The organism is Pseudoalteromonas sp. Z1A2 (assembly GCF_011378755.1).
GTDB classification, from domain to species: domain Bacteria; phylum Pseudomonadota; class Gammaproteobacteria; order Enterobacterales; family Alteromonadaceae; genus Pseudoalteromonas; species Pseudoalteromonas distincta.
Genome location: NZ_WTKX01000022.1, coordinates 21156 through 47097 on the forward strand (window position 1 = coordinate 21156; position 25942 = coordinate 47097).

Here is a 25942-nt window from a genome sequence, read left to right on the forward strand (position 1 = left end):
CGCGAATTTACTTCGCGCTTTTTTATGACGTTAATATGGCAGATATATGAACTTTATCTTTTACTGTTGCTACACAGAGCACTAAATGCTACCTTTGGAGCCATATTTTTTGTTAATAAAACAACATAAAAAAATAAATAAAAAGTAAAAGGATTTCTATAAGTAGAAATAACCCCGTGTGTAAATGCCACCGTATGGTGGCATTTTTTTGTTTCAATAGTTATAGACTGTAATAAGCGCATTTTGAATAAAGGCATGGCTTATAGGTGCTAACTTATAGGTGTGTAACCGGGTAAATTATCAAAATCTATCTCATCTAACTGCTCTGGATCTGCATACTCGTTGATATAATTTTTATAAACCTCTGACTCAATAAAAATAGCAAAAATATCACCATCAAGATGGTTTTTAGCAACCATTGACCCTAAAATAAATAAACACTCACTGACCGGTTTTGCTTTTTTGTAGGGTCTGTCTACTGCAGATAGCGCTTCAAAAATATCCGTAATAGCCATTAACCTTGCAGGCACCGACATTTGCTCTTTGGTTAAACCTCTTGGGTAACCAGTACCATCAAGTTTTTCATGATGACCTAAAGCATATTCAGTAACATTGCTTAAGTGTTTAGGAAACGGCAGGGCATCTAAAATATTTTTAGTTACATCCATATGACGCTTCATTACTTCACGTTCGGCTTCGGTTAGCGTGCCTCTTCGTATTGTTAAGTTTTCAACTTCATCAGCTGAGAGCAATGGTGTATTAATATCATTAATAACGAGTTGGTATTTGTTTGCAATGCGTTCAATGTGCTCAAGTTCTGCATCACCTAAAAACTCGCCCCCTACATTAACACGCTGTAATAATGCACGGTCTAATGCCAACTGTTTAAGCTCGGTATCAAGTAGGCGTTCAAATTGTTGAACTTCGATAGGTTTTTGCAGCTTCATCGCACAGATTATCTTTTGCTGATACGCTATTTTTAAATCTCGGCTAATTATTTCAAATTTAGCATCTACATATTTTATTCGATCAAAAATAGTTTCTAGTTTTGTCGACTTTTCCATGATGTGATCGGGGGTCGCTATTTTCCCACAGTCATGTAACCAGCCAGCTATATCAAGCTCATGTCGGTCAGCTTCAGTCATCGAAAATGAAGCCAAAGGACCTATATTTATATCATTAACGGCATCAGCTAGCATTAACGTGAGTGCTGGCACTCGTTTACAATGGCCACCGGTATGAGGAGACTTTTCATCTATTGCCATCGCAATTGTTTCAGCAAAGGTCGAAAAGAGATCTTCCATTCCCTTAATTAGTGTTGAGTTAGTTAGCGAAATAGCGCCTAAAGAGGCAAAAGATCGAATTAGAGTGACGAGCTCTTCACTAAAAGGAATGTTTTTATTTTGCGCATCTTTTACATTTATAAGCTGGATTACGCCAATAATGTCATCTTCATGATCTTTTAAAGGAATTGTTAGCATGGACTCAGAACGATAACCCGTGCGTGCATCCATTTTGCGTGCAGCGCTCATATCAAAAGGCAAGGCATCATACACGTCAGGAATGTTAATCACTTCCCCTGTATTAACAGAATGCGCAACAATAGCAGTGTCATTTGGTTTGCCATCAATAAAAAGATCTATATTAGGAAAATCAACAGGACCACCTAACGTGCCACCTAAATAAAGATTTAATGACTTGTTTATTACCGTTTCAAACTTTAGTTGTTTGTTTGAGGTAATAGAGTAAATGCTGCCAGCATCAGAATTTGCTATCGACATTACAACTTGCAGTATTTCATCAAGTAACTTAGACGAGTTTTTTTCGGTTGTTAGTCTAATGCTAATATCTATAAAGTGTTGAAGATTTGTTTTGTCTTTAATGTGCTGTCGCATATGTTTACTACTTTTGAGTATGTTTGAAGGCACCATTCCAATCCTTAGCTAGTGTTTGCAAATCAGTGCCCTTAATACGTTCAATAAAAATGGCATAAATGTTGGGGCTAAATACGGTTGTACTGTGTAGTTCTTTAAATAAGCTAAGTGCTTGTGGCCAGTTTTTATTATAAAAAAGCGTTATGGCCTGCTGCGACTTTTTAACTTCATTTAACTGCTCTTCATCGAGCTTATCTGTAAAGTTTATAGGTTCAAACAACTGTACAGCAGCTGTTTTACCAACAACTTGCACTTTATCTATTAGACGAAATGAAATATAAGGGCATTCCTTCATCGTTTCTTCTGTAACAAGAATAGCTACGCCATAAAATTTGGTCAAGCTTTCTACTCTAGCACCTAAATTAACAGTATCACCAAGAACTGTATAGGCTTTACGGTAAACCGAACCCATATCACCTACATTCATGTCGCCAGTACTTAAACCGATACCTATTTTTATTGCAGGCTGGTTGTTTTCTGCAAATAACTGATTTATTTTCGTTAACCCGTTGATTATAGACATTGCGGCTTCAACACCATGGCGAGCGTGGTTTTCATCTTTCAGTGGGGCATTCCAAAATGCCATCACCATATCGCCTACGTACTTATCAATAGTTCCGTGATGATCAAATATGATTTTGGTAATAGCTGTAAGATATTCGTTTAAATATTCACTTAACTGATGAGGCGACATACTTTCTGATAGTGAAGTGAAACTACGAATGTCGGCAAACAACACCGTCATATTTTTTCGCTCACTTTTTTGAGATAAACTTTTACCTTGAAGTATCATTTGGTTTATTCGCTCAGGAGGAACATATTGGTCAAACATAGATTTTATTTTTCGGCTGTGTTTCATTTCAGCGATAGAGCCTACAATGATGTAATAACCGGCTAATATAATGATAAGTAAAAGAGGCATTAATAAAGGTAAACTAATTTTTTGTACTGACCATAAATAAACGTTTAAAAATATAACGACACTTGTGACTGTAAGAGACAAAACAATAATAAAACGTGCGCTCTTAGCGTGGCTAAAAAACGACAGTACGCAACCCGTCAATGCAATGATGAGTAAGCTTGCTCCCTGTGACCAATTAGGTTTAGAGGGAAGTAGCTCTGGGTGCATTAACCCTTCAAATATATTGGCATGAACCTCCACACCCGGGTATTGCAAACCAACAGGTGTTGATCTTAAATCAGCAAGCCCTACGGCGGAAGTACCAATAAAGGCTACAGTGCCTTCTAATTCCTCTAAACCAATTTTTTTGGTCAAAATATCGGTAGCCGAATAATAGGGAAAGCTATGCGCACGCCCTTTGTAAGGAATTAATATTTGCCCATACTCATCAGTTTGTATCCACTTATTTTGAAACTTTATACCTTCGAATAAGGTTATACCATCTAACCTATTGGAACGGGTTTCTATGTTTTCAGCAAGGGTATAAAGTCGAGCAACTTCAAGTGCTAAAGAAGGATAAAGCTTATCGCCAACTCGATTTATAAGAGCTGCTTTACGTATAAAGCCATCTTCGTCAATATGTGCATTAATGAAGCCGGTGCCCGTTGCAGCATTTTGTAACTGTGGAATATTTACAATAGCACCAGGAAACTGGTTTATTTGTGAATTAGTATGATCTGCATTTGCCCATACAACACTGTTTTTAGCTGGCAAGTTTTGATTAGTCAGTTGTTCATCAATTAGTAAAAAACCAAGAACAGTATCATTTTTAGATAATGCGCTTGCTAGTTTTGTGTCTGCATCGACTTGTTTAGTAATTTCAGCAAAGGGGATGGTGTACTTTTTTGATAAATCAGGAATCTCAGACATAATTTTTGTAACAGGGTTTTCTTCCTGTTCAGAAAAAAATATATCGAATGCAATAACAATAACACCTGCATCGCTAAGCTTTGTAACAAGGTCGGCTAATTTTGAGCGACTCCAAGGAAAGCGTCCTTGTTCTTGCATGCTCTTTTCATCGATATCAATTATTACAACGGTTTCATCGATGCGCCTAGGCGTCTCTGAAAGCGTCAGTAATAACCGAGAGTCGTATATTATGCCTTCTACACGGTTAACTAACTTTGCAAGCGACCCAGTTGAAAATAACTCTATTGATGCAATTAATAATGTAATAACAGCGCCAATAAAAAAGTGCTTTGAGGTAATGGGTTTTAAGAAGCTAATGAGTAACGCTCCTTGATAGACTAAAAATCAAAAACTCGTCCTTCTCGGCCGCATTCTATTTTTACCTGTTGAGCGTACTGCGTGTGTAAATACTTTTCTATAGCGACTAACTGTTCATCGGTTCTTGATGGATCGTGGCTAATAATAATCACATTTTTAATACTCGCTTTTATAGCAAGCTCAGCAACCTGATCTATGGTGCTATGACCCCAACCATGCTTAAGAGGCAAGTCTGCATCTATAAATTGAGCATCGTGAATTAGTAAATCAGCGCCTTCAATAAAATTACTCCATTCGCAAATACTTGTGTTTAGCTTGTCTGGTGGGTTTAGCTCATTGTCGGTAACGTAAGCTATCTTTTTTTCATCTGCTTTAATGCAATAAGCAGTACCGCCACCAGGGTGATTCAGTGGAGCAGTAGAAACCAAAAAACCGTTAAGTGTAAATTGCTTTTGAGACGATAAATCAGTATTAAGCGTAATATTGGCAGGTAAATCCTGATAACACACAGGAAAGTACGAACCACTCATTTGCTTTAATATGGCATCTTGGCTTTTTTTATCATCAACGTTGCCAGCTACAATGGTTATATTGCGGTTGGGCTGGTAGATAGGTTTAAAAAAAGGAAACCCTTGAATATGATCCCAATGATTGTGCGTTAGCAAAATATTGATAGGACTTTGTGTTTCTAGTAAACGTGTACCGAGTTCTACAATACCGGTACCAGAGTCTAAAATAAGATCTTTACCGTTGTTTTGTTCAATGTACACACATGAGGTATTTCCCCCAAAAATGTGTGTATTACTTCCAGCTGAAGGCATCGAGCCTCTAACACCAAAAAATTCAACTTTCATAATTTAAGGCTAAGCTCCATCTGCTTCAAAATTGAATTTAGAAATACTAACATTGTTAGAGTTAGTGTCATTACAAGTGCTACTTACAACAACTTGGGTATCATTTTGCAGAATGATTGAAGTAAACACATGCGTACTGACACATTGGCTTGCTTCATAAAATCCGACACCACTGGCTCCAAACGTATTATCTAAAGTACCGTCAGTTAAAATGCGCGCTAACATGCCTTTATTGTTGCCCATACCAACTAAAACAATATTGTTGTTGGTATCAAAAACGGCACTTTTTACTTCGGTATCTCCCGTTGAAGCTAATGTATATTGGTCTAAAGGGTAGCTGTCATCAATTACTCCAGATGCGAATAATCGCGTAATACTAGCTTTATTAGGCGTATCTACAACGTTTGCAATTAAATATAATTTATTTGATTCGTCGACTAATACTTTTACCATTTTATTCTCGGAATCAATGGTTGTTTCACCTATGTATTTGTAGGTTTGCTCACCGTCAGAGTCGAGCTTTAATGCTATTAATTCTGAACTGGCACCTGATACAGATTTACCACCAATAAAAATACTATCATCACTGATAAAAACACTTTCATAATATTCAAAAGGTGTTCCTATAATTTTTCCATTGCTACCAAAGTCATCGTCAAGTGTACCGTCAGAATCTAGCATCATGATAAACGAACTAGGAGTATCGGCTATAACTACAGAGCCAACTGCTACAACGTTGCCATCATGTAGTGCTAAATCAGTTAAGTTAAGCTTTTCAGCACCTGAAATAGAAGTAGAGTAAATACCATCACTGGCGAATGAGGTATCTAAATCACCATTTTGATCAACTTTAGCTATAAAGCCCTCTTCACCGTCAGTTTTGCTTTTAGATCCCGCAATAAATAAGCTGCCGCTATTGTGTTCAACCAACGCTATATTAGGTACGCTCAAATCTATGGCAATTTCTTTATGACCACTTTCGCTAAAGCTAGTATCTATAGCACCCGTACTCGTAAAGCGTGTTAATACTAACTTAGTAATTGAGTTCGATTTAGCCGTTGATGCAAGAATATACTTACCGACCTGAGGGCCATTGCTCAGTTGTAAAACGTGCATTGATTGATCGTCAGATTCTGCGCTTATAGTATCAAAAGCAAGATAACCAACGTCTGCAAAGTTACTGAATAATGTGGCTTGCTCGTCAATTGCTGCAACAAATGGTTTAGTGGTTGAGTCGTCAATAACACCCGATACCCATACTGTATCATTCGCATCTATAGTTGCTGCTTTTGCAAATTGTTTGCCATTAATACCCGAAATAATATTAATTCCAGATGTGCCATAAGCACTATCAAGTGAACCATCAGCAGTTAGAATTCGAGCAGAAAATAACTTTTCAGTAGCTGAAATCCCAGTTGTGCCTGACAAAATAATTTCATTTTTTATAGGTTCGTATTTTACGCCGGTTACACTCGCGCCACCATCACCACTACCACTATCACTATCAATATCGTAAATAGCAGTACCTGCATCACCAAAACTCGCTATAAGAGTACCTGTTTTATCAATAGCCAAAACCACGGCTTCTTTTTCACCACTATTACGAGTTATGTAACCACCTGCAAAAGCTGTAAAGTCGGTGTTTTTAGCGCCGCCAATTGCAAATAGTTCGTCATCTTTATTATTCTTGGACAAGTCGAGCGATAATGCTGCGCTACCATTAAAGCTTCCATTGTTTTCACCATCAGAAATTAAATAACGAATAAGTACGTCTTTATCACCAGTTGCACTTGTGACACTGCCAACAACCATAAGATCAGAGCTATTAAAGTTTTTAATAGCAAACGCTTCGTCATCTCTACTAGCGCCGCTCACATCGACAATTTTAGGGCTTCCGGCTTCATAAGCGAGCGTAGATATGTCGTATTTTATCCATAAGCTATCGTTGTCGTTACCATTAAATGACTTACCAACAGCCTGAATTTTATTGTCGCTAAATTCAAGGTCATTAATCACGAGGGTGCTTGCTAATGCGGTACAGTGAATACCTGAATTATTATCTCCAGAGTTATTACTTAATACGCCAGCGGTATTCATTTTCAACAAACATGCTTCGGTATTTGTGCCATCAAAACTAGTGTAAGCAACAAAGAGGCTTGTACCATCAGAGATAATAGCTGTTGCTTGTTCATCATTTTCTAAATCTAATACTTTAACGCCATCACCATTAAATGCTGTATTTATCACACCACTCGTTGTATACGATGCAATAACAATATCTTTGTCGCTGTTATTACTAAAACCTACAAAGTAAAGGTTATTATTTAGCTCAATACTGTCATTAAATTCACCGCTTGAAAAAACTCCAGAAAGCTCAAGTTCACCTGTTATAGGGCGACCAAATGTTTCATCTTCAACAGGAACTAGGGGCTCCATATCATCAGTGATATCAATTATTATATTAATAGGAGTTGTTTCGTTAGGCGTACCGTCGTCAGTAATAGCTAGGCTCAATATGTACTGAGGAGTTGTTTCAAAATCAAACGGGCTTTCACCTTTTACAGTTAATAAGCCAGAATCATTATTTATTTCGAATATGGGGGCACCACTGAGTATGGTGTAACTTAAATTTTGGTTCTCAATGTCTGAGGCACTAACAGACCCAATAGTGTCGCCATCGGTTGCGTTTTCGCTAATATTAAAACCTTGGTTTGACGCAACTGGAGCATCGTTAATAGGAGCAATCGTAATTGACAAACTACCAGTATCTGTAGCGTTATTCCCATCATCAACAGTATAACTGACAACAACAATACCGTTGGTATTTACAGCCGGTGTGTACTGTAGTTTGTTATCAATAACGGATACTGAACCGCTATCGGCTGACGCTGCTGTTATGCTTAGGCTATCACTATCAGCGTCTAAATCATTAATCAACACATCAATGAGTAGCGGTGCTGCATCTTCATCCATCGTTGCCGTGTCAGCATTTGCTATTGGAGCATCATTTACAGGTTTAATTGTGATAGTTAACGTTGCTGTACTGGCGCCACCGCTGCTATCGCTTACAGTATAAGTAACTGTTGCTAAGCCGTTGTCGTCGGCTGCCGGTGTATATTGAATTTGATTGCCAACCACTGATACAGAGCCAATATCAGCTGATGCTGCACTGATAGTGAGGCTATCACCATCCGCGTCAGAGTCATTTGCCAATACGTTTATTAGTATTGGCGCTGCATCTTCATCTATTGTAGCTGAGTCTGCGTTTACAATTGGAGCATCGTTTACAGGTGTAATAGTGATAGTTAACGTTGTTGTACTGGCACCACCGCTGCTATCGCTTACAGTATAAGTAACTGTTGCTACGCCGTTGTCGTCGGCTGTTGGTGTATATTGAATTTGATTGCCAACCACTGATACAGAGCCAATATCAGCTGATGCTGCGCTTATGGCAAGGCTGTCGCCATCCACGTCTGAGTCATTTGCTAATACATTTATTAGTATTGGCGCTGCATCTTCATCTATTGTAGCTGAGTCTGCGTTTGCTATTGGAGCATCGTTTACGGGAGTAATAGTAATTGTTAAGTTAGTAGTTGCAGTACCGCCGTTCCCATCATTTATTGTGTAGTTAATAATTGCTGTTCCATTTGTATTAGCAGTAGGCGTATATTGGATTTTATTATCAACAACAGATGCAGAACCTATATCTGCAGTAGCAGCTGTTATCACAAGAGTATCGCCATCAATGTCGGAGTCGTTAGCTAATACGTTAACTAATAACGCAGGAGCATCTTCGTTCATCGTTACTGAATCAGCATTTGCAGTAGGGGCATCATTAACAGGTGTAATGGTAATCGTCACACTTGCTGTTCTGTCGTTTATACCTTCATTACCAGTGCTATAACCATCAGTAATGGTGTAAGTTAGTACTATCTCACCTGAAAAATTTGCTGGTGGAGTAAACTGTATTTTTCCGGCGACAATAGTCGCTTCACCAGCAGTATTTTCTATATTAGAAATAGTAATTGTATCGCCATCTGCATCAGTGTCGTTAGCTAGCACATCTAATAAAGATGCAGAGCTGTCTTCGTCTAACGTATATTGATCGTCATTGGCTTCTGGAAAAGTATTAACGCCGCTTTCACTTAAGGTTACTTGAGCTGTTGCAGTTAAGCCTTGCTCATTTGAAATTGAATAGGTAAAGCTATCTACACCAATAAAACTTAAGTCTGGCTGATAGGTAAACGAGCCATCAGCATTTAATGTAAGTTCCCCATTTTGAGTTGTATTAATTGCCGTGGTATTAACCGATAAATCACCAGCCTCAATATTAAAGTCGTTAATTAACAAGCCATTTTGTACTGTTACTTCAAATAGTTTATTTTTGCTAAATTGATAGGCATCATTTTGTGCAACAGGGTTATCGGGTTCGCTGTTTATTACTAAAGTTACTGTGGCTGTAGAGGTTGCACCTAATGAGTCTATAGCTTGGTATTGAAATTGATCAACACCATTAAAATTAGCATCCGGCACATAATTAAAGCTGCCATCAGTTGCTAATAATAGTTGGCCATGTGTGGGTGCCACCATAAACGTTTCATCAACTGAAAAACTGTCATTATTTGGGTCAGTATCGTTACTAAGCACACCATTGGCAGCTGTAACCACAAGTGTTTCATCTTCGCTTAAACTATAGCTATCATTTTTTGTTACAGGGGCTACGTTAGTGTTTGAGCTTACAATAGTTACATTTGCAATAGCCTGAGCACCTTGTGCATCAACAACTCTGTACTGAAAGCTGTCTTGGCCTTGCATATTTTGCTCGCCTTGGTATTCAAAGCCACCATTATCAAAAAGGGTTAATTGTCCTCTGGTTGGTTCGCTAACCGGCGTTGTATCAACAGTTAAGTCATCTAAGTCTATATCGCTATCGTTTATAAGTAAGCCTGGCGATAGGACAACTAAGGTTCCATTGTTTGTAATGCTGTAAGTATTATCAAGCGCAATAGGAGCGTCGTTAACAGCTAAAATGGTTATCTCTACAACTGCGGTATCTGTCATACCTAGCTCGTTAGCAACTTGATAGCTAAAGGCATCTTCACCATTAAAGTTTGCAATAGGGATATAAGTAAAATCCCCTTTTTCATTTATATTAAGAGTGCCATGCTGCGGTAGAATTAATGCATCTGCATTTACACGTAAATCACCACTGTATTGATTCGTATCATTCGTTAGAAAGTTACCTTGCAGAGTTTGATCTTCATTTATCTGAAACTGATCGACATTTGCCTCTGGTGCAAATGCAAGCTCTCCACCCACTGGTGCTATGTTTATTATATTAGCAAAACCACTTTCACCACTGCCATCAACACCGGTAATAAGTACTTGGTAACTTTTATCTGTAAGTGACTCGGTAATGCTTAATGCAGTATCTTGAATACTTAAAAATTGTTGCCCATTCTCTAATTCATTAATATTAGTAGATGAGACTCCAGCTTGAGTTGCAATATAAACGTTGTAACGATTAAGTTCGGGGTTGGCTTGCCACGAAAGATTAATATTATCTTCGTCTCGTTGTGCTGTAACACCTTCAATTTGATATGGTTGCCAGTTAAAAGTGATTGCATCAGCAAGTGCTTGATTATTTAAAGTGTCAGTTATCCATATTTCAAGACGTATTTCCCCTGGAGTTACGCCATAAAGCGCAGGGCTGAGGCCTATAATTGACTTTTCGTAGCCAACACCACAATCAGAAGAACACAGTGATATGCTTTTATTAACACTAGGGAGCACTAAATTAACTTCAGCAATGCCATCAGTATCCGAAGCTTCAAGTAAAAAAGAAACATTACCTTGTACGGTGTCGTTTGTTTGTGGAAAAACAATATTAGCGCGAGTATTTGCTAAACTTGCTCCAACAACTCCTCTACTTGAAGTGACAGCACCTAAAACTTTTGTACTCTTGGTTTGATTACTCGCTATAACACCAGCCAAATTTATATAGCTAGTCACCGTTGGCGGTACTACTTCAGCCGTAGGTGATTGTATTGTCTCTTGAGCAGGGCTTTCTTCTGAGCCTCCACAGGCACTTAACAAAAACACCATAGAACCAAGCAAAAATATATTTTTTGCTGTCATTTTAAATACTCCATAATAAAAGCTTTGTATCCAATGTGTTTATGGTTCTAATTTAAAAGAACCGCTAGCATTTACATCAGGATTATTTATTTCGTTAAGATTAAAGTTGCCAGTAATGTTGTCTAAGTCATTCAAAAATATTGCATCAACATCGCCCTCGGCTTTATTGTTGCCATGGGATGCAAATGTAACGGCTAAGTCAAGTTCGCTTAAATTTATTAAACCGCTGTAAGCCGCATACCAATTTCCGCCCGCGTCATTAAAACTAATTTCGCCATCAGGCACTGTGCCATTATCAAAATCAACTGCCATAGTCATAGCAAAGTCAGTAACAGCACCCACACTCGAATTTACATTAAAGCTTGATGCTTCATAGTTAAATACACCTTGGCGCTGAGCTATTTGATCGACTAAAGATGCGCTGCTAACTGTTTGAAATTGTTGTTCAGAATATATATCCATAGTATCTGTATCTGCTTCAAAAGCATTTACTTCAACTTCAGTTACAGATGCTTGTTCAGTCTCTTCTTCGTTGTCATCTTTAGGGTCGATCGTTACTATATTTTGTTCAAACACACGTGCTGCACGCGTCGTTTTTAATACTTCACCAGAGGCTGTAATTTGTGCAAACGAAAATGCCTCGTTATCACCCAAAGAAACCACGTTATTATTTTCTAACGTTAAATCTATTGCGCCATCCCATACCGCTAAAAATACATCGCCTTTAACCAGTTGAACTTCAAAATGCGTTCCGCGTATACCAATAGAGCCTACGGGAGTTTTTACACTATAAGAGCCGCCATTTTTTTTAATTACGCCGGAAATAGAGCGCAAACCGCCTTTAAGTAACTCAATAGAAGCAGAGCCTTGTTGGGTATTGTCATTAAATTCGTAGTTAGCAATATTTAATACTGAGTTTTCTTTTAAGGCTATTAAACCACCATCCAACATCGAAAATTGCGCTTTGCTTTTCTCTCCAGTCGTAATGCGATCTACGCCAAAAACAGTATCTCTGCGCTGCAACTGTCGTTGTTGTTCATTGCTTCCATCAACCGCTAGTACAGAGCCTCGCGCTAAAATAGTTTTACCAGCAGGATCATTTGCTTGTGTATAAAAACTTACACAAAGTAAAGTGGTAATTACAGGGAGTAAATGTTTCATAAATACCTTAAATTAAAATGAGTAAGAAGCGCTTAAATTGATATCTAAACGGTCATATTCGAATAAAGAAATATTACTGGATTTATCTTGATAGTTGGCAGCCAACTGTATGGCTAAATCGCGATTAACTAAGTAGCGAACAGAAGTTGAGAACATAAGAAGGTTATCGGCACGTTCTTGTAAAAATAAAGGGTGATCATCTTTATAATTAATCCATTGGTATCCAGCAAGAGACAACAACTGCAAATGTTGAGCTAGTTGAGTGTTTGCTTGGTAGTACAAGCTCGTAATATTACGGCTATTAAATTCACCTTCAGTAATGTCGGCTTCCTCGCTTTTAGCGTTAATGCTTAAGCTTTGAAACCAATTTTTAGCTGCATAGCTAGCACCTGCATTCATCGCATAAAATGAGTTATCGAGCTTTTCATCAAATCTATTGTTTAAAACACCCGCAGTCAAAGAGCTAAATAAATTAACTTGTTTATTTAGCGTAAAATTAGCTCCGGCCGTTAAAGCTGATTCAGTACGATAAAGTTCACCATCAAGCATCAACGGAGTGGTAGCAACTCGTGCAAACCAACTTATGTCATTTTGTTTATATTGATAGGCGGCATTAATGTGCGCATTTATACGATCGTATTGACTGAGTTCTGCAAACTTGTACCACCCGGTATCAATACTTAAAGTGATTAAGCTTTTTTGGTCAATAGGGTGAGAGTACTTTCCTCTGTAATTAAGTCGTGCATAGTTGTCCTGCGTACTTTTACTTTCTGGCGATAACAAAAATTCACCAATATTAGGAATTATAATCGTATTTTCTGCAGTACCTGCGTTTACGTTGCCATCTACGCCAAGGGCAAGCTCAATATTTTGTTTATAAGAGCGTCCAGCCTCTTGTTGCTTAAGTGCTGCAGTTTCTAGCAATGACTGTGCTGAAGACTTTATGTTATTAGGTGTATTAGGTGAGTTAATCAGTATTAAAGCTTGTGTGTCAGCAGCAGGTAAATTATTAACTGTTAAATAAGCGCGCACTAAATACAAACGAGCTTGATACCACCTTGGGTTGTTTTCAACCACACGTTCAAAGGCAAATACAGCTGGCGCCGCATGCCCTGTTTTAAGTGCACTGACCCCTAATAAAAAGTCGTATACGGGTTCGCCTAGGTACTGGTATTCGCTATTACTTTTTTGATAAGCCTGAGTGTATTTTTTTTCAGAAACTAATTTTTGAAGCTCAATCAATAGCTTATTGAATTCATCATTGCTTTGAGCCAATGAGTTAAAGCTCATTACAGCTAAACAACTACACAGTAAATTTCCTAAAACCTGTTTAATCATGCTTAATTTTATATCCCAGTAGAAGTTTGATGTTTTGTAAAAAGTGATGCCAACATTAGAAACCTACCACTTTTTGTAGCTAAGTATAGTTAATACAGTCACATTGGTTAATTAATTGTAGATAAGTAACGAGTTATACCAATCCGCGATAATACTTAATCATTTTGCGGGGCTAAACGTGTCGCTACCTGTGTTATAAAATTCTCATATAGAACAACTAAATAGCGAGTTTTTTGTCAAGCTATCAACATGTTTTTCCATCCTCAAAATAGATCACTTAATTAAGCGAATTGGTATTAAATACTTGTTTATTAAATATTATTACTAATTAGGGCGTGTTGATCTTTGTGGATTGAAATTTTTTAATCTAGGGATGATTTAATCGCAGCGCGAGATTTGTAAATTAGTGGGTTTAACTAGAGTATTAATAATTGTGTTGCAAGGCTAATATATTGAGGTATTTTAGAGTTTATATTACAGAGTAAAGATAGGGTATAAATATGAGGCTTTCTAGGAAAAAAGTGGGGCGATTGACGGGGCTTGAACCCGCGACAACCGGAATCACAATCCGGGGCTCTACCAACTGAGCTACAACCGCCACTACACACACCTTGTTTGGTGTGGCGCGCATAATACATAAAATAATAATTGTTGTGAAGCCCAAAAGTGAAATAAATTAAAATAATTTAAATCAGGCAAATATAATTAGTATTTAGTCGTTAATATTTTTTCAAGGTAGGCTATGTTTTATCGCATAAATGCCTCTAAAAAATCGAATATACTTGCATTTAATAGTATTAATTCATTATTTCATGAGAATAAATTGTAAATTAATGTATAATAATGCCCGAAAACGCTTAATAAAAAACATTTGGAGTAAATATGGATTCAGTACTTAATTGGCTTAACGATAACTCAGGCCTAATTTTACACTACGGTATACAAGCTGTTGTTGCGCTTGTTATCTTTTTACTTGGTAGTCGTGTTGCTAAGTTTTGTTCTAACTTAACTGAAAAAGGTTTTGCTAAAAAGAAAGTCGATAAAGCTGTCGCTTCATTTGTTTCAAGTATTGTGTACACACTTGTATTTGCTGTAACTATTTTAATGGCACTTTCGCAAATTGGCATTGAAACAACTTCGTTCATTGCTATTTTAGGTGCTGCCGGCTTAGCTGTTGGTTTAGCATTGCAAGGTTCATTATCTAACTTCGCATCAGGCGTACTAATTATTTTACTTCGTCCATTTAAGTCTGGTGACTTTGTTGAAGCAGGTAATAAAATGGGTACAGTTAAAAAAATCGAAATATTCTCAACTGAACTACGTACTCCAGATAATAAAGTAATTATCGTACCAAACTCTCAAATAATGTCTGGTGCTATTACTAACTTTTCACGAGAGTCTACTCGTCGTATCGATTTAGTTATTGGTGTTGGCTACGATGCTGATTTACGTCACGCAAAAGAAGTATTAAAATCTGTATTAGATGCAGAAACACGCATACTTAAAGATCCAGCTTATAATGTATCTGTAAATGAGTTAGGCGATTCAAGTGTTAACTTTATTGTTCGTCCTTGGGTTAACGCTGCTGATTATTGGCCGACTTACTGGTCATTAATGGAAAATATTAAAATCGCATTAGATGATGCAGATATTACTATCCCATTTCCACAAATGGATGTTCACTTTCACAAGCAAGACTAATTTAAATAGTTATTTAATTAAAGTTATCTTTAATTGTTATAGTGCTAAAGAGCTATTAAACATAAAATTTTCATGCGGTATTTGCTGCATGAAAATTTTTTACATTATTACTTAGCTGTTTAGCTTGCTCTAACAAGTAATGCTTTAATAAAATAGATGTACATTTATACAAAGGTTATTTTTTAATGAAATTAAAGCTTTTATCAGTTTTAGTTGCGGCTTCTGCTGCAACAAACGCATTTGCTGCAGACGCAGAACAAAGAACGTGGGAAGTTACCAGTGAACTAGGTGCTATTGTCACAAGTGGTAATACAGAAACGACCACGCTTAAAGGTGGCATTAAAGTTCAGCACAACCTTGAACACTGGAACAACGAATACAAGCTAGACGGCATCTACAAAGAAGATGAAGTTGAAGATGCTAATGGTGACAAAAACAAGCAGCGCACTAACGAGAAGTATTCAATTTCTGCACAAGGTAATTACAAATTAAATGAAGATCATTCTCATTTATTCATTTATGGTTCACACGTTTCAGATTATTTTGGAGCGTATAGAAGTGAGTCAGTAATTTCTGCAGGTTACGGTTTACGTTTATTAAACGAAAAAACTATGTGGCTAAGTGCTGAAATTGGTCCTGGTTATAAATACTTTGAATACCCAGATGACAGCACTGAAGTTGATGACAACGGTAACTCTCTTGCTGGTGAATTTGAAGGCGAAGTAATTGCCTTGGGTAAGTTAGATTACAACTGGCAAATTTCTGAGAATGCACGTTTTACTCAATTAGTTGCTGTTGAGTACGGTGATACAAACACTAAAACTCGTTCTGAAACTGCATTACTTGCAAAAATAAACGGCTCGTTACAAATGAAAGTCGCTTTTAATGTCACTAACAACTCAGATGTTGCTGACGACAAAGAAAGCACTGACACTGAAACGTCATTCACGTTGGTTTACAGTTTTTAACCAATGTAGTTAAGTTAATGACACTAAAGTGACAAAAGGGACGAAAGTCCCTTTTTTATTTGCTTAAAATTAAGGTATTATAGCGGCCAATTTTGGTTGTAGACCTAGGGATATACCTACTCGTGAAAGTTTTTACACAATTTATTAGTGCTTTTATTCTACTTTGTAGTTTTAGTACTTTGGCTTTTACGCCAACAGCGTCTCAAATTGAGCAATTTAAAAAGTTACCTAAAGCTCAACAAGAAGCCCTCGCAAAACAATACGGTGTTGATATAGCAACGATCACTGGTACAAACCAATCTAATAATCAAAATAATACTCAGCAGCAAAATAGTATTGGTGAGCGCGCAGAACCTGAAAAAGAAAAGCTTACAGATGAAGAGCGCTTTAAACCAAAAACAGACGAATTAAAACCATACGGTTACGAATTGTTTGCAGGTGAACCAACTACATTTATGCCAAGCGAAAATGCTGCAGTACCAGATACATATATTGTGGGCCCTGGCGATCAATTAAAAATAAACTTTTATGGTAAAGAAAGTGACAGTGTTGAAGTCATAGTTGACCGTGAAGGACGTATTAGTATTCCAGATTTAAGCCCTGTAGAAGTGGCCGGTTTAACTTTTGCTGAAATTAAAGAATTAGTAAAAGTAAAAGTAGAGCAAGAGGTAATAGGTGTAAAAGCGTTTGTGTCGCTTGGTCAGCTTCGTAGCATGCGTATTTTAGTGCTAGGGGAAGCTTACAAGCCAGGTAGCTACAGCGTTTCTTCATTAACAACCGTTTCGCACGCATTATTTGTGAGCGGTGGCGTGTCTGATATTGCTTCTCTTCGTAATATTCAAGTTAAACGCGCAGGCAACGTAGTTGCAAACTTTGACCTTTACGACTTACTTATTAATGGCGATAGCAGTAACGATATCGTATTAAAGCCGGGCGATGCTGTATTTATTCCATCAGTTGGCGCTCAAGTAACAGTTGAGGGTGCAGTTAAACGTCCCGCTATTTTTGAACTTAAAAAAGGCGAATCTGCTAAGCAGTTATTAGCGATGGCCGGAGGCCTTAAACCCAATGCATACGCTAAAAGCGCAATTGTAGAGCGCTTTAATTTCGATCGTAAAGAAGTACTCTCGGTCGATTTTTCAAAACCACAAATTAACTATATCCCACAAGATGGCGACCGTATTCGCTTTAATTCAGTTAGCTCGCAATATCAAAATTCAATTAGCTTAATTGGTGCAGTAGCACGCCCAGGTAATTATCAATGGTACCAAGGCAAGCGTATTTCAGATGTACTTAAATCTATACGCGGTGACCTACTACCGCAAGCAGATTTAAGCTATGGCCTCGTAATCCGCGAAATAAATGTAAACGGCGATATAGAAGCGCATCAGTTCGACGTTGCTCAAGCGATTATTAAAAATCCTGAAAACAACTTACAACTTAAAGCTAATGACAAGATAGTTGTATTTAGTCGTTTTGAAGAAAAAGAAGCTGAGCAATCAGCTCTAGCAAATATGGCCCTTAGCCAAGAGCAACAAGAGCAGCAACAAAAAGCAGAGCAATGGCACAAGTTTGAGCAAAAAGAGTTCGAAAAATATATTGGTGTTAATCAAGAAGACGAAGAGCTTGTTCTTGAAGACAATAAAATACTAACAATTGCTGAAATTTCTAAACGCAAAGCAAAAGAAGAAGAAGAGCAAGAACTCAAACCTGAGGATTATGCATTATTTAGCCGCCATAACTTACTAGCGCCAATTATTGCTAAATTTAAGCAGCAAGCATCAGTGCAGCAAGCTATGCAATTAGTTGAGATTAGCGGGAACGTTACTTTCCCTGGTATTTATCCACTAATGATTGGTGGTGAGGTAAGTGATTTAATAACAGCAGCCGGTGGCTTGCTGGAGTCTGCCTACGTAAAACAAGCTGAAATTACACGTATTGTAGCCAGCGATGGTTCTAAAATAGAACACTTAAGATTTGACCTTGAAAGCGCCATGAAGGGCGATCTTCAAAGTAATATTACGTTACAAAGCAAAGACAGCATAAACGTATTCGCTATTCCAAATTGGCAAGAAAACGTAAAAGTAGAATTAAAAGGCGAGCTTAAATTTCCTGGTACGTACACTATACGCCGCGGTGAAACGCTAACTGAATTACTTGATCGCGCGGGTGGTTTTTCACAATTTGCAGAACAAAAAGCAGCTGTATTTACCCGTACATCAATTAAAGAGCAAGAGGAAAAGCAGTTAGCGCGTTTATCTACAGAGCTTCGCCGCGACATTGCCTCTAAAAGCTTCCAAAACTCGGTAAGTAGCAACACACTTTCTTATGAAGAAATGAACATGCTGTTAAACGACTTAGCTAGTGTTGAAGCTGTAGGACGTTTAGTAATTGATTTACCTTTAATTGTAAATAATCAACAAAACTTAGTACTGCAAGATGGCGATACACTTTATGTACCAAGCAAGCGCGATTCAATCAGCGTAATAGGTGAAGTTAACTACTCAACGTCACATCTATATAAGTCAGGTGTTAGTGTTGATGATTATATAGCGCTAAGTGGTGGCCTCAAAGAGCGTGCGGCTGAAGACCGAATTTACATTATTAAAGCTAATGGTTCAGTTAAAATACCAAATACAGGTGGCTGGTTTGCAGCTAATAATGCAGAACAATTAGAACCAGGTGACACGATTGTTATACCTATGAATGCAGATCATATGGATAGACTTACACTTTGGAGCACTGCAACTCAGATTCTCTATCAGCTGGGCGTAGCCGTTGCTGCTATAAGTAGTATATAGAATATTTATAGCTAAAATTAACCATATTTTTATTCAGTAATAGATTAAGTGATAAATACGCAATGACTAAACAAAGTGGCAAGGTTGGATATGAGGCAAATGCTTCATATAACCAAGATGATGAATTGGACATACGTGAGCTAATAACTAGCATATGGGCTGGGAAGCTCTTTATCTTTATAGTGACCAGTTTTTTTGCTGTGGCTTCTGTAATTTATGCACTTAACCTACCTAATATATACAAGGCTGAAGCAGTATTGATTGCAGCAGAATCAAAAGAGTCAAATGGCTTGGCTGGTTTAGCTAGTGAGTTTGGTGGTTTAGCAGGGCTAGCTGGAGTAGATATTGGCGGAGGCAGTGGAAATAAAACTCAATTGGCACTTGAAATATTAAAATCGCGTAAATTTATCAGTAACTTTATTGAGAAGCACGCAATACTACCCGATTTAATGGCAGCTAAAAGTTGGGATATGTCGAGTAACTCAATATCATATAATGAAGCATTATACCTACCTTTAGAAGATAAGTGGATTCGAGAAGTAAAGGCTCCAAAGCGTGCTAAACCATCAATGCAAGAAGCCTATAAAGTATTTTCAAAAATAGTTGATACAAATTCAGAGCCAGAAAGCTCCACTATTACACTTTCTGTTGAGCATATTTCTCCAGTTATAGCCCAGCAATGGGTTAACTGGTTAATAGAAGATATTAACCGTGAAGTAAAGCAACGTGAGGTTGCTGAGGCTATCAAAAGTACCCAATTCTTAACTGAACAATTAGAAAAAACAAAAGTATCTGATATTAGAAGTGTCCTCTATAACTTAGTTGAGGAGCAAACTAAAACTATTATGTTTGCTAATGTCCGTGATGAATATGTATTTAAGACCATAGATCCTGCAATAGTCCCTGAAGAAAAATTTAAACCTAGAAGAGCAGTTATTTGTATTGCAGGTACATTTTTGGGGGTTGTTTTAAGTTTTTTCTTTTTAGTTTTACGTTTCTTTTTAAAGCAAAATTAAAGTGCTTATAAAAGCTTAAAACTATATTTTATGGGTGTTTTTGAAAAAGCGCTTGTAACATTATGTATTATTGTGGGTAAAAGTTATGAGCACTGAAGAATCATTAGTAAGCGTAGTAATTCCAACGTTGAATAGAAGTACAATGCTTATGCGTGCTATAGAATCTGTTTGTCAGCAAACTTATAAGAATATAGAAATTATAGTTATAGATGATTGCTCAGATACACCTGTTCAGCTGGATAATTATAATGGTAGTTGCCCACTAACTATTTCGAGAAATAAAGAAAGACTTGGTGGGGCTGCTTCACGTAACCGGGGGGCAGAACTAGCCAATGGAACTTATATATCTTTTTTGGATGATGATGACTACTACTTCGAAGATAAAATTAATTTCTTAATACATAAGCTGTTAGAGCAGCCTGAACTAATTGCTGCTTTTGGCCATGTAAAAGGGAGTGGATTAAAACCAAAACTGTTACAAGATGATACATTCATCGCGAGTTTTAATGCAATTGGTGGATTACATACCAATGGATCATTAATAAAAAAAGCAGAATTTGATAAGATAAAGTTTTTAGAATCATTAGCAAAATATCAAGACACTCAGTTACATATGGAAGTGATTAAGTCTCAAAAAGTGAAATATTTTAATCATCCAGTCGCTTTTTGGAATAAAGATCATGGTGAAGGCCAAATAACAGATCTAAAAACTATAAAGCAACACATTAAAGGCTTAAAGGCTTTTATTACTCTTGATATATATATGAGAAGCATATACAAGCTTTCACTATCGGAGCACTTATATTTACTTAAAAATAAGATTTACCTTTTAAGTAAATGCGATAAAAAAACCTTAGTTGAAAATGATATTTCGTATTCATGGTATGAAGGTATCTTATTATTTTTGGCAGGTATCTATGCTAAATTCAAACGTTAAAAGCTTTTTTTTGTATGTGCTATTTATACTAGGGAGCTTTTATTATCCAGTTTTTTCTTTTATTTTAGTCTCATTTACGATCCCTTTTTTAATAAATAAGAAAAACTATCTATTAGTTTCTTTTGTATTTTCATTGTTTTTTATTTTTTATGGAATGGCAATGGATCCTGTTTCGTATATTGGTGACTATTCAAGATACTATTTGTCTTTCTATAAACCAGATATTCATATTCTTGCAACAGGAAAACTTTATCGCTACAGCGTGTTTAGTATATTAAAATACTTTGAAATGGGGCCGCAATTTTATACAGGCTTATCTCTTTTTTTAAATTATTTTATTATGTTAGCTGTAAGTTTAAAGTTTGCTATTTTATTTTTATTTAATAGTAATAAAAAATTATTATTATTTTTTTTTCTTACAATAGTAACTTTACCAAGCACTGCTATTGGTAATTTTGAGTCTATGCTGTCTTTTTCTTTCAGCTATATAGCTTTATATTTATTATGCACACAACGGAGGAAGTCTGCATTAGTGTTTGTAATTTTAGCTCCTCTTATACATCCCGCAGCTATACTTTTTTCTATTATGTTTATTCCAGTGCTCTTATTTAAAAAACGTTTTTATAAATATAAAGTGTTTTTTTCTGTGTTGTTAGTTGTTGGTATCGTCGGCTTTTTGTTAATCCCTATGGCTAATGTTTTACCTTTTTTAGATCATATTCAAAGAAAACTAATAACATTTTTAACAGGCCCCTGGAGTGAGTACATAGAGCGAAGAGATTTTGAATTTATTTTAATTGCACTTATTAAGTTAGTCGTATTTGTTTTTGCAATGTATAGGGTTCGTCAAGTTTTTATAAGTAAATTTAAACTTAAATACGGTAATGAAGAGCTTATAGATAAAAAAGAATATGCAATCAAAATGCTGTACAACGTAAGTTTATATATGTTTCCTGTGTTATTTTTAGCTGTTTTTTCAAGAACGCTTGCTGAGCGTTACATTTACTTTGGGATGTTTTTCTTTTTACCCATAGTAATACTTGCAGCCGAACACATGAGGATTTTTATTAATCGATTTTTTGTTTACTCAATGGTATTTACAATATTTTTGTTACCACAAAATGTAATTGTATTTGGCGTACTCGCACTTAAATCAACTACGCAGGACTCACTATCGAATAATATGTATGAATTATTATATGAAGAATATAAAAAAGCGCCTCCGCCAGTGGGTAGGTTGTAAAGGAAACTGAAATGATAGTTATTTATGTTGATAACTTTGATAGAGCTACATTTTTCTATCGATTAGCAAAGGGTATAAAAGGGAAGTCGTTTCTTTTTTATACCACAAAGTACTCTGTTTACCGTTTTTTAAAGAAAGACTTTGAAGTTTTTTTATTTAATGAAAACGAAAAGCAAGCCAACAATTGCAATGATATGCCTCCAGAAACAGATTTTTCAAATCTGACCTATGTTTACCGTGGTAGTCAATCTGTGGCACATGCAAAGAAAGTTTATACGATGATAAGAGATCGTCTTGCTTTGACTCAATTAAACTACCAAGAAGTTGAAGTTGCTATTGTATTCAATGGTAATTCAGCATCGCAAAAAGCATTTATAGACCATTTTTCTAATAAAAATGTAAAAACTCTTTTTTGTGAAATAAGTAATTTACCAGGAAAAGTGATTTTTGACCGATTAGGTGTAAATGCAAAATCAAGCTTGTTCTTTGATGCAAAAAAGCTAGATACATTCGATCCCGTGGATGTGGAAGAACATCAGCGTTGGGTTAAAGTGTACGAAAACTATAAAAATAATCCAATCCCGCAAGGGAAGTTAGAGCCGAAATTTATTAAAGCTTACGTATTAGATTATTTTAGTAGTCTGTTAGGTAGGGGAACAAGAGAAGAAGATAAAATTTCACTAATAAAAAAAATCACCTCTGTTTTAACATTATTTAAATCTAAATCTAGTTCAGATCTAACTTTTGATGATGCTGACTTGAGCTGTGATTATATATTTTTCCCTACGCAAGTAAGGTATGACTCTCAGTTAATTTTAAATAGCGATATAAATAACCAACAAGCTATTGAAAAAGCGGTTGCGTTAGCTAAAGAACGTAATTGCATGCTGTATGTAAAAATTCATCCTGCGGAGACTGATCCTGAAATTTTAAGAGATTATGTATTGCTTAAAGAGAAATATGACTTTTTAATCGTTAATAGTAATACGACTGAGTTAATAAAACAGGCTAAAGTGGTAGTGACTATAAATTCAACTGTTGGACTAGAAGCACTTATCTACAATAAAGAGCTAAAAGTTTATGGCCGAGCCATTTATAGCGATTTCGATTTTTCAAGGGTACTTAGCTACATACATAATTACCTCGTTGATTTTGACTATTTTTCAGATGAGTTAATTAGTGAAAAAGAATTTAATAAACTGCTTGCGTTAGCGAGTAAGTAAAAGTTTATAGTGCGTTCGTTCTTGTGCTCTACTGACTGTGTATTTATAGGAAAAAATGAATGACTGACTTTTCGGTTTTAATGTCAATTTATGATAGAGAAAACCCTATATATTTAAATGCGTGCCTTGAAAGCTTATATAATCAAACGGTCAGAGCATCAGAGGTAGTACTTGTACTCGATGGCCCTATTAAACAAGGCTTAATGGATGTAATAAATAAATGGAAACTTCAACTGAATATGGTGTTAGTTCCTTTACAAGTAAATGTAGGCCTTGGCAATGCTTTAAACGAAGGGTTAAAAGCATGCTCTTACGAACTTATTGCAAGAATGGACACCGATGACTTATGTGTACCAGAACGTTTTGAAAAACAATTAGCTATATTTAAAGCGCAGCCATCACTTGCTTTTTGTGGCTCATTTATTGATGAAATAGAATGCGAAAGCACGAATTATATAGCAACTCGTTATGTAAAAGAGTTTAACGATGACATAATTAAAGGTGGAATTTCGCGCAATCCCTTTAATCATATAAGCGTTATGTTTAAAAAAAGTGCTGTTATGTCTGTTGGTAGTTATAAACATATGATGTCAATGGAAGATTGGTATTTATGGTTACGTCTGCTTAGCAGCGGTCATAAGGGATACAATATCCAACAAACCCTTGTGAAGGCGCGTGCGGGTAAAGAAATGATGTCGCGCCGTACTGGCTTAAAGTATGTAACGTACGAGGCTAAGCTTGCTAAGCAAAAAGCTAAATTATTTCCTCAGTATGCTGTAAAATCGTATTTTTATTTTATAGTGCGCTCATTACCTAGATTACTCCCGCAAAAATTGCTTTACCTAGTCTATCTTTTGTCTCGAAAAATAAAGTAGTGATTAATGTTATTAAAAATAGAGAGTTAATATGAAAGTAGCAGTTACAGGTGCAACTGGTTTTATAGGTAAAGAGTTACTTATAGGCTGCCCTAATGACATTGAAGTATTAGCACTAACAAGAAAAAGCATAAAATCAAATAAGTACATTAAATATGATGACTTGTTTGATGTTAAGGCTGAGCACTTAGTTGGATGTGAGTCATTCATACATTTAGCTGGTGTAGCCCATAAAGCCGTTACAGATTCTGAAACGTACACACTATATAATACTAAATTAGTGACGCATTTAGCTAACGAAGCATCTAAGGCTAATATTAAGCGGTTTATATTTATTAGCACTATAGGTGTAAATGGTTTGAATTCTCGCGAAGAGCCTTTTAAACCTACAGATATTGCAAACCCGCATAACGATTATGCAAGGTCAAAATATAACGCTGAGCAAGAGCTACAGGCTATCTCTAAATATACTGGTCTAGAAGTTGTTATAATTCGACCTGTCTTAGTATATGGAAAAGAAGCGCCTGGTAGCTTTAGCTTGTTGTTAAAAATGATTAATAAATTTGGTATATTACCTTTCGGCTTAGTTAAAAATAAACGAAGCTTTATTTCAGTGCAAAACTTAGCCGATTTTATTTTTTTGTGCTTAAAGCACGAAAAAGCTGCAGGACAAATATTTTTAGCATCAGATGGTCAAGTTGTGTCTACTAAGGAGTTTTCGACTTCAATTGCAAATGGTATTCATAAAACTCTTTTGCATCTTCCTGTCCCTGTGTTTTTAATGAGATTTGCTATTAATTTATTAGGCAAAACAACATTAAGTAAGCAATTATTTGATGATTTAGAAGTAGATTCGAGCAATATGTTTCAATTATTAAATTGGACACCGCCCTACACAATAAATGCAGCTATGCCCCTGCTAAACAGAGATATACATGATTAGAACACTCGACTTTATTTTTGCATTGTTTGGTTTAGTTATAGCAATGCCATTTTTAATAATTTTATACATAATCGGTTTATTTGATACCGGCTCCCCAATTTTTATGCAAGAGCGAGTAGGGAGGCACAAAAAGCCTTTTACTCTAATTAAGTTTAGAACAATGAAAGTAGACACTGCATCTGTTGCAAGCCACTTAGCAAGCACTGCTTCAATTACAGCGTTTGGTAGCTTTTTACGTAAAACAAAACTGGATGAACTACCACAGTTGTGGAATGTTTTAAAAGGCGAGATGAGCTTAGTAGGTCCACGCCCTGGTTTGTTTAATCAAAGCGAATTAACAAAAGCCCGCGATGCTAAAAATATATATAATGTTCGCCCTGGTATTACTGGTTTAGCGCAAGTTAATGAGATTGATATGTCGACGCCACAACTGTTAGCCGAAACAGATCAAGAAATGATTAACACATTAAATATAAAAAACTATTTCAGTTACATCATTCAAACAGTGGTAGGAAAAGGAAGTGGCGATAGAGTTAAGTAGTAAACTTTAAAATACACAAAGTTACAAAAAATAACCAAATACATAAAGACTATATTACCTTGTGTCTATAGTCTTAAATTA

16 protein-coding genes and 1 tRNA gene are annotated in these 25942 nt (G+C 36.3%); 10 read left to right on the forward strand and 7 right to left on the reverse strand.

The features are described 5' to 3' along the window. Positions 1-269: 269 nt before the first annotated feature. From GQR47_RS14850 to GQR47_RS14880, 7 genes are all read right to left on the reverse strand, one after another. Positions 270-1931, reverse strand: coding sequence for an HD family phosphohydrolase (locus GQR47_RS14850; protein ID WP_165723958.1), 1662 nt, complete (start codon positions 1929-1931; stop codon positions 270-272). After that, positions 1903-4122, reverse strand: coding sequence for an adenylate/guanylate cyclase domain-containing protein (locus GQR47_RS20650; protein WP_346776151.1), 2220 nt, complete (start codon positions 4120-4122; stop codon positions 1903-1905). The genes GQR47_RS14850 and GQR47_RS20650 overlap by 29 nt, the downstream gene beginning before the upstream one ends. A gap of 20 nt (positions 4123-4142) precedes the next feature. Then, positions 4143-4976, reverse strand: coding sequence for an MBL fold metallo-hydrolase (locus GQR47_RS14860; protein WP_024605050.1), 834 nt, complete (start codon positions 4974-4976; stop codon positions 4143-4145). A gap of 9 nt (positions 4977-4985) precedes the next feature. Then, positions 4986-11114: an Ig-like domain-containing protein gene (locus GQR47_RS14865; protein WP_165723959.1), complete on the reverse strand. Its 6129-nt coding sequence runs from the start codon at positions 11112-11114 to the stop codon at positions 4986-4988. 39 nt (positions 11115-11153) lie between these two features. Next, positions 11154-12275, reverse strand: a complete 1122-nt coding sequence (locus GQR47_RS14870; protein ID WP_165723960.1) for a FecR domain-containing protein — start codon at positions 12273-12275, stop codon at positions 11154-11156. Between the two features lie 12 nt (positions 12276-12287). Then, positions 12288-13613, reverse strand: a complete 1326-nt coding sequence (locus GQR47_RS14875; protein ID WP_165723961.1) for an outer membrane beta-barrel protein — start codon at positions 13611-13613, stop codon at positions 12288-12290. Positions 13614-14135: 522 nt separating this feature from the next. Further along, a tRNA-His gene (locus tag GQR47_RS14880) sits at positions 14136-14211 on the reverse strand. A 284-nt stretch (positions 14212-14495) separates the two neighbouring features. Here GQR47_RS14880 and GQR47_RS14885 point away from each other — a divergent pair. The 10 genes from GQR47_RS14885 (at position 14496) to GQR47_RS14930 (ending at position 25861) form a co-directional block, all read left to right on the forward strand. Further along, on the forward strand, positions 14496-15314 hold the full coding sequence (locus GQR47_RS14885) for a mechanosensitive ion channel domain-containing protein (protein WP_024596588.1): 819 nt from the start codon (positions 14496-14498) through the stop codon (positions 15312-15314). A gap of 185 nt (positions 15315-15499) precedes the next feature. Beyond that, positions 15500-16282 carry a DUF481 domain-containing protein gene (locus tag GQR47_RS14890; protein ID WP_024596589.1) on the forward strand — a complete coding sequence of 261 codons (783 nt, stop codon included), beginning with the start codon at positions 15500-15502 and terminating at the stop codon, positions 16280-16282. A 122-nt stretch (positions 16283-16404) separates the two neighbouring features. Further along, a complete protein-coding gene (locus tag GQR47_RS14895; protein ID WP_165723962.1) occupies positions 16405-19083 on the forward strand; it encodes an SLBB domain-containing protein in 2679 nt (892 codons plus the stop codon). 62 nt (positions 19084-19145) lie between these two features. Further along, positions 19146-20099 (forward strand): Wzz/FepE/Etk N-terminal domain-containing protein, encoded by a 954-nt coding sequence (locus GQR47_RS14900; RefSeq protein ID WP_165723963.1) that lies wholly within the window; start codon positions 19146-19148, stop codon positions 20097-20099. 85 nt (positions 20100-20184) lie between these two features. After that, a complete protein-coding gene (locus GQR47_RS14905; protein WP_165723964.1) occupies positions 20185-21036 on the forward strand; it encodes a glycosyltransferase family 2 protein in 852 nt (283 codons plus the stop codon). A gap of 160 nt (positions 21037-21196) precedes the next feature. Further along, a complete protein-coding gene (locus GQR47_RS14910) occupies positions 21197-22279 on the forward strand; it encodes an EpsG family protein (RefSeq protein ID WP_165723965.1) in 1083 nt (360 codons plus the stop codon). Positions 22280-22290: 11 nt separating this feature from the next. Then, positions 22291-23502, forward strand: a complete 1212-nt coding sequence (locus GQR47_RS14915) for a hypothetical protein (RefSeq protein ID WP_165723966.1) — start codon at positions 22291-22293, stop codon at positions 23500-23502. Between the two features lie 59 nt (positions 23503-23561). Next, positions 23562-24377: a glycosyltransferase gene (locus GQR47_RS14920; RefSeq protein WP_165723967.1), complete on the forward strand. Its 816-nt coding sequence runs from the start codon at positions 23562-23564 to the stop codon at positions 24375-24377. A gap of 31 nt (positions 24378-24408) precedes the next feature. Then, positions 24409-25320 (forward strand): NAD-dependent epimerase/dehydratase family protein, encoded by a 912-nt coding sequence (locus GQR47_RS14925; RefSeq protein ID WP_165723968.1) that lies wholly within the window; start codon positions 24409-24411, stop codon positions 25318-25320. Then, entirely contained in the window at positions 25313-25861 is a 549-nt protein-coding gene (locus GQR47_RS14930) for a sugar transferase (protein WP_165723969.1), read from the forward strand. The genes GQR47_RS14925 and GQR47_RS14930 overlap by 8 nt, the downstream gene beginning before the upstream one ends. Positions 25862-25942 lie beyond the last annotated feature (81 nt).

Bases quoted from the DNA above. Each gene is read 5' to 3' on its own strand.
- GQR47_RS14865 (WP_165723959.1), bottom strand. From the start codon at position 11,114: ATGACAGCAAAAAATATATTTTTGCTTGGTTCTATGGTGTTTTTGTTA.
- GQR47_RS14850 (WP_165723958.1), bottom strand. From the start codon at position 1,931: ATGGTGCCTTCAAACATACTCAAAAGTAGTAAACATATGCGACAGCAC.
- GQR47_RS14875 (WP_165723961.1), bottom strand. From the start codon at position 13,613: ATGATTAAACAGGTTTTAGGAAATTTACTGTGTAGTTGTTTAGCTGTA.
- GQR47_RS14930 (WP_165723969.1), top strand. From the start codon at position 25,313: ATGATTAGAACACTCGACTTTATTTTTGCATTGTTTGGTTTAGTTATA.
- GQR47_RS14860 (WP_024605050.1), bottom strand. From the start codon at position 4,976: ATGAAAGTTGAATTTTTTGGTGTTAGAGGCTCGATGCCTTCAGCTGGA.
- GQR47_RS14890 (WP_024596589.1), top strand. From the start codon at position 15,500: ATGAAATTAAAGCTTTTATCAGTTTTAGTTGCGGCTTCTGCTGCAACA.
- GQR47_RS14905 (WP_165723964.1), top strand. From the start codon at position 20,185: ATGAGCACTGAAGAATCATTAGTAAGCGTAGTAATTCCAACGTTGAAT.
- GQR47_RS14885 (WP_024596588.1), top strand. From the start codon at position 14,496: ATGGATTCAGTACTTAATTGGCTTAACGATAACTCAGGCCTAATTTTA.
- GQR47_RS14870 (WP_165723960.1), bottom strand. From the start codon at position 12,275: ATGAAACATTTACTCCCTGTAATTACCACTTTACTTTGTGTAAGTTTT.
- GQR47_RS14900 (WP_165723963.1), top strand. From the start codon at position 19,146: ATGACTAAACAAAGTGGCAAGGTTGGATATGAGGCAAATGCTTCATAT.
- GQR47_RS14925 (WP_165723968.1), top strand. From the start codon at position 24,409: ATGAAAGTAGCAGTTACAGGTGCAACTGGTTTTATAGGTAAAGAGTTA.
- GQR47_RS14910 (WP_165723965.1), top strand. From the start codon at position 21,197: ATGGATCCTGTTTCGTATATTGGTGACTATTCAAGATACTATTTGTCT.
- GQR47_RS14915 (WP_165723966.1), top strand. From the start codon at position 22,291: ATGATAGTTATTTATGTTGATAACTTTGATAGAGCTACATTTTTCTAT.
- GQR47_RS14920 (WP_165723967.1), top strand. From the start codon at position 23,562: ATGACTGACTTTTCGGTTTTAATGTCAATTTATGATAGAGAAAACCCT.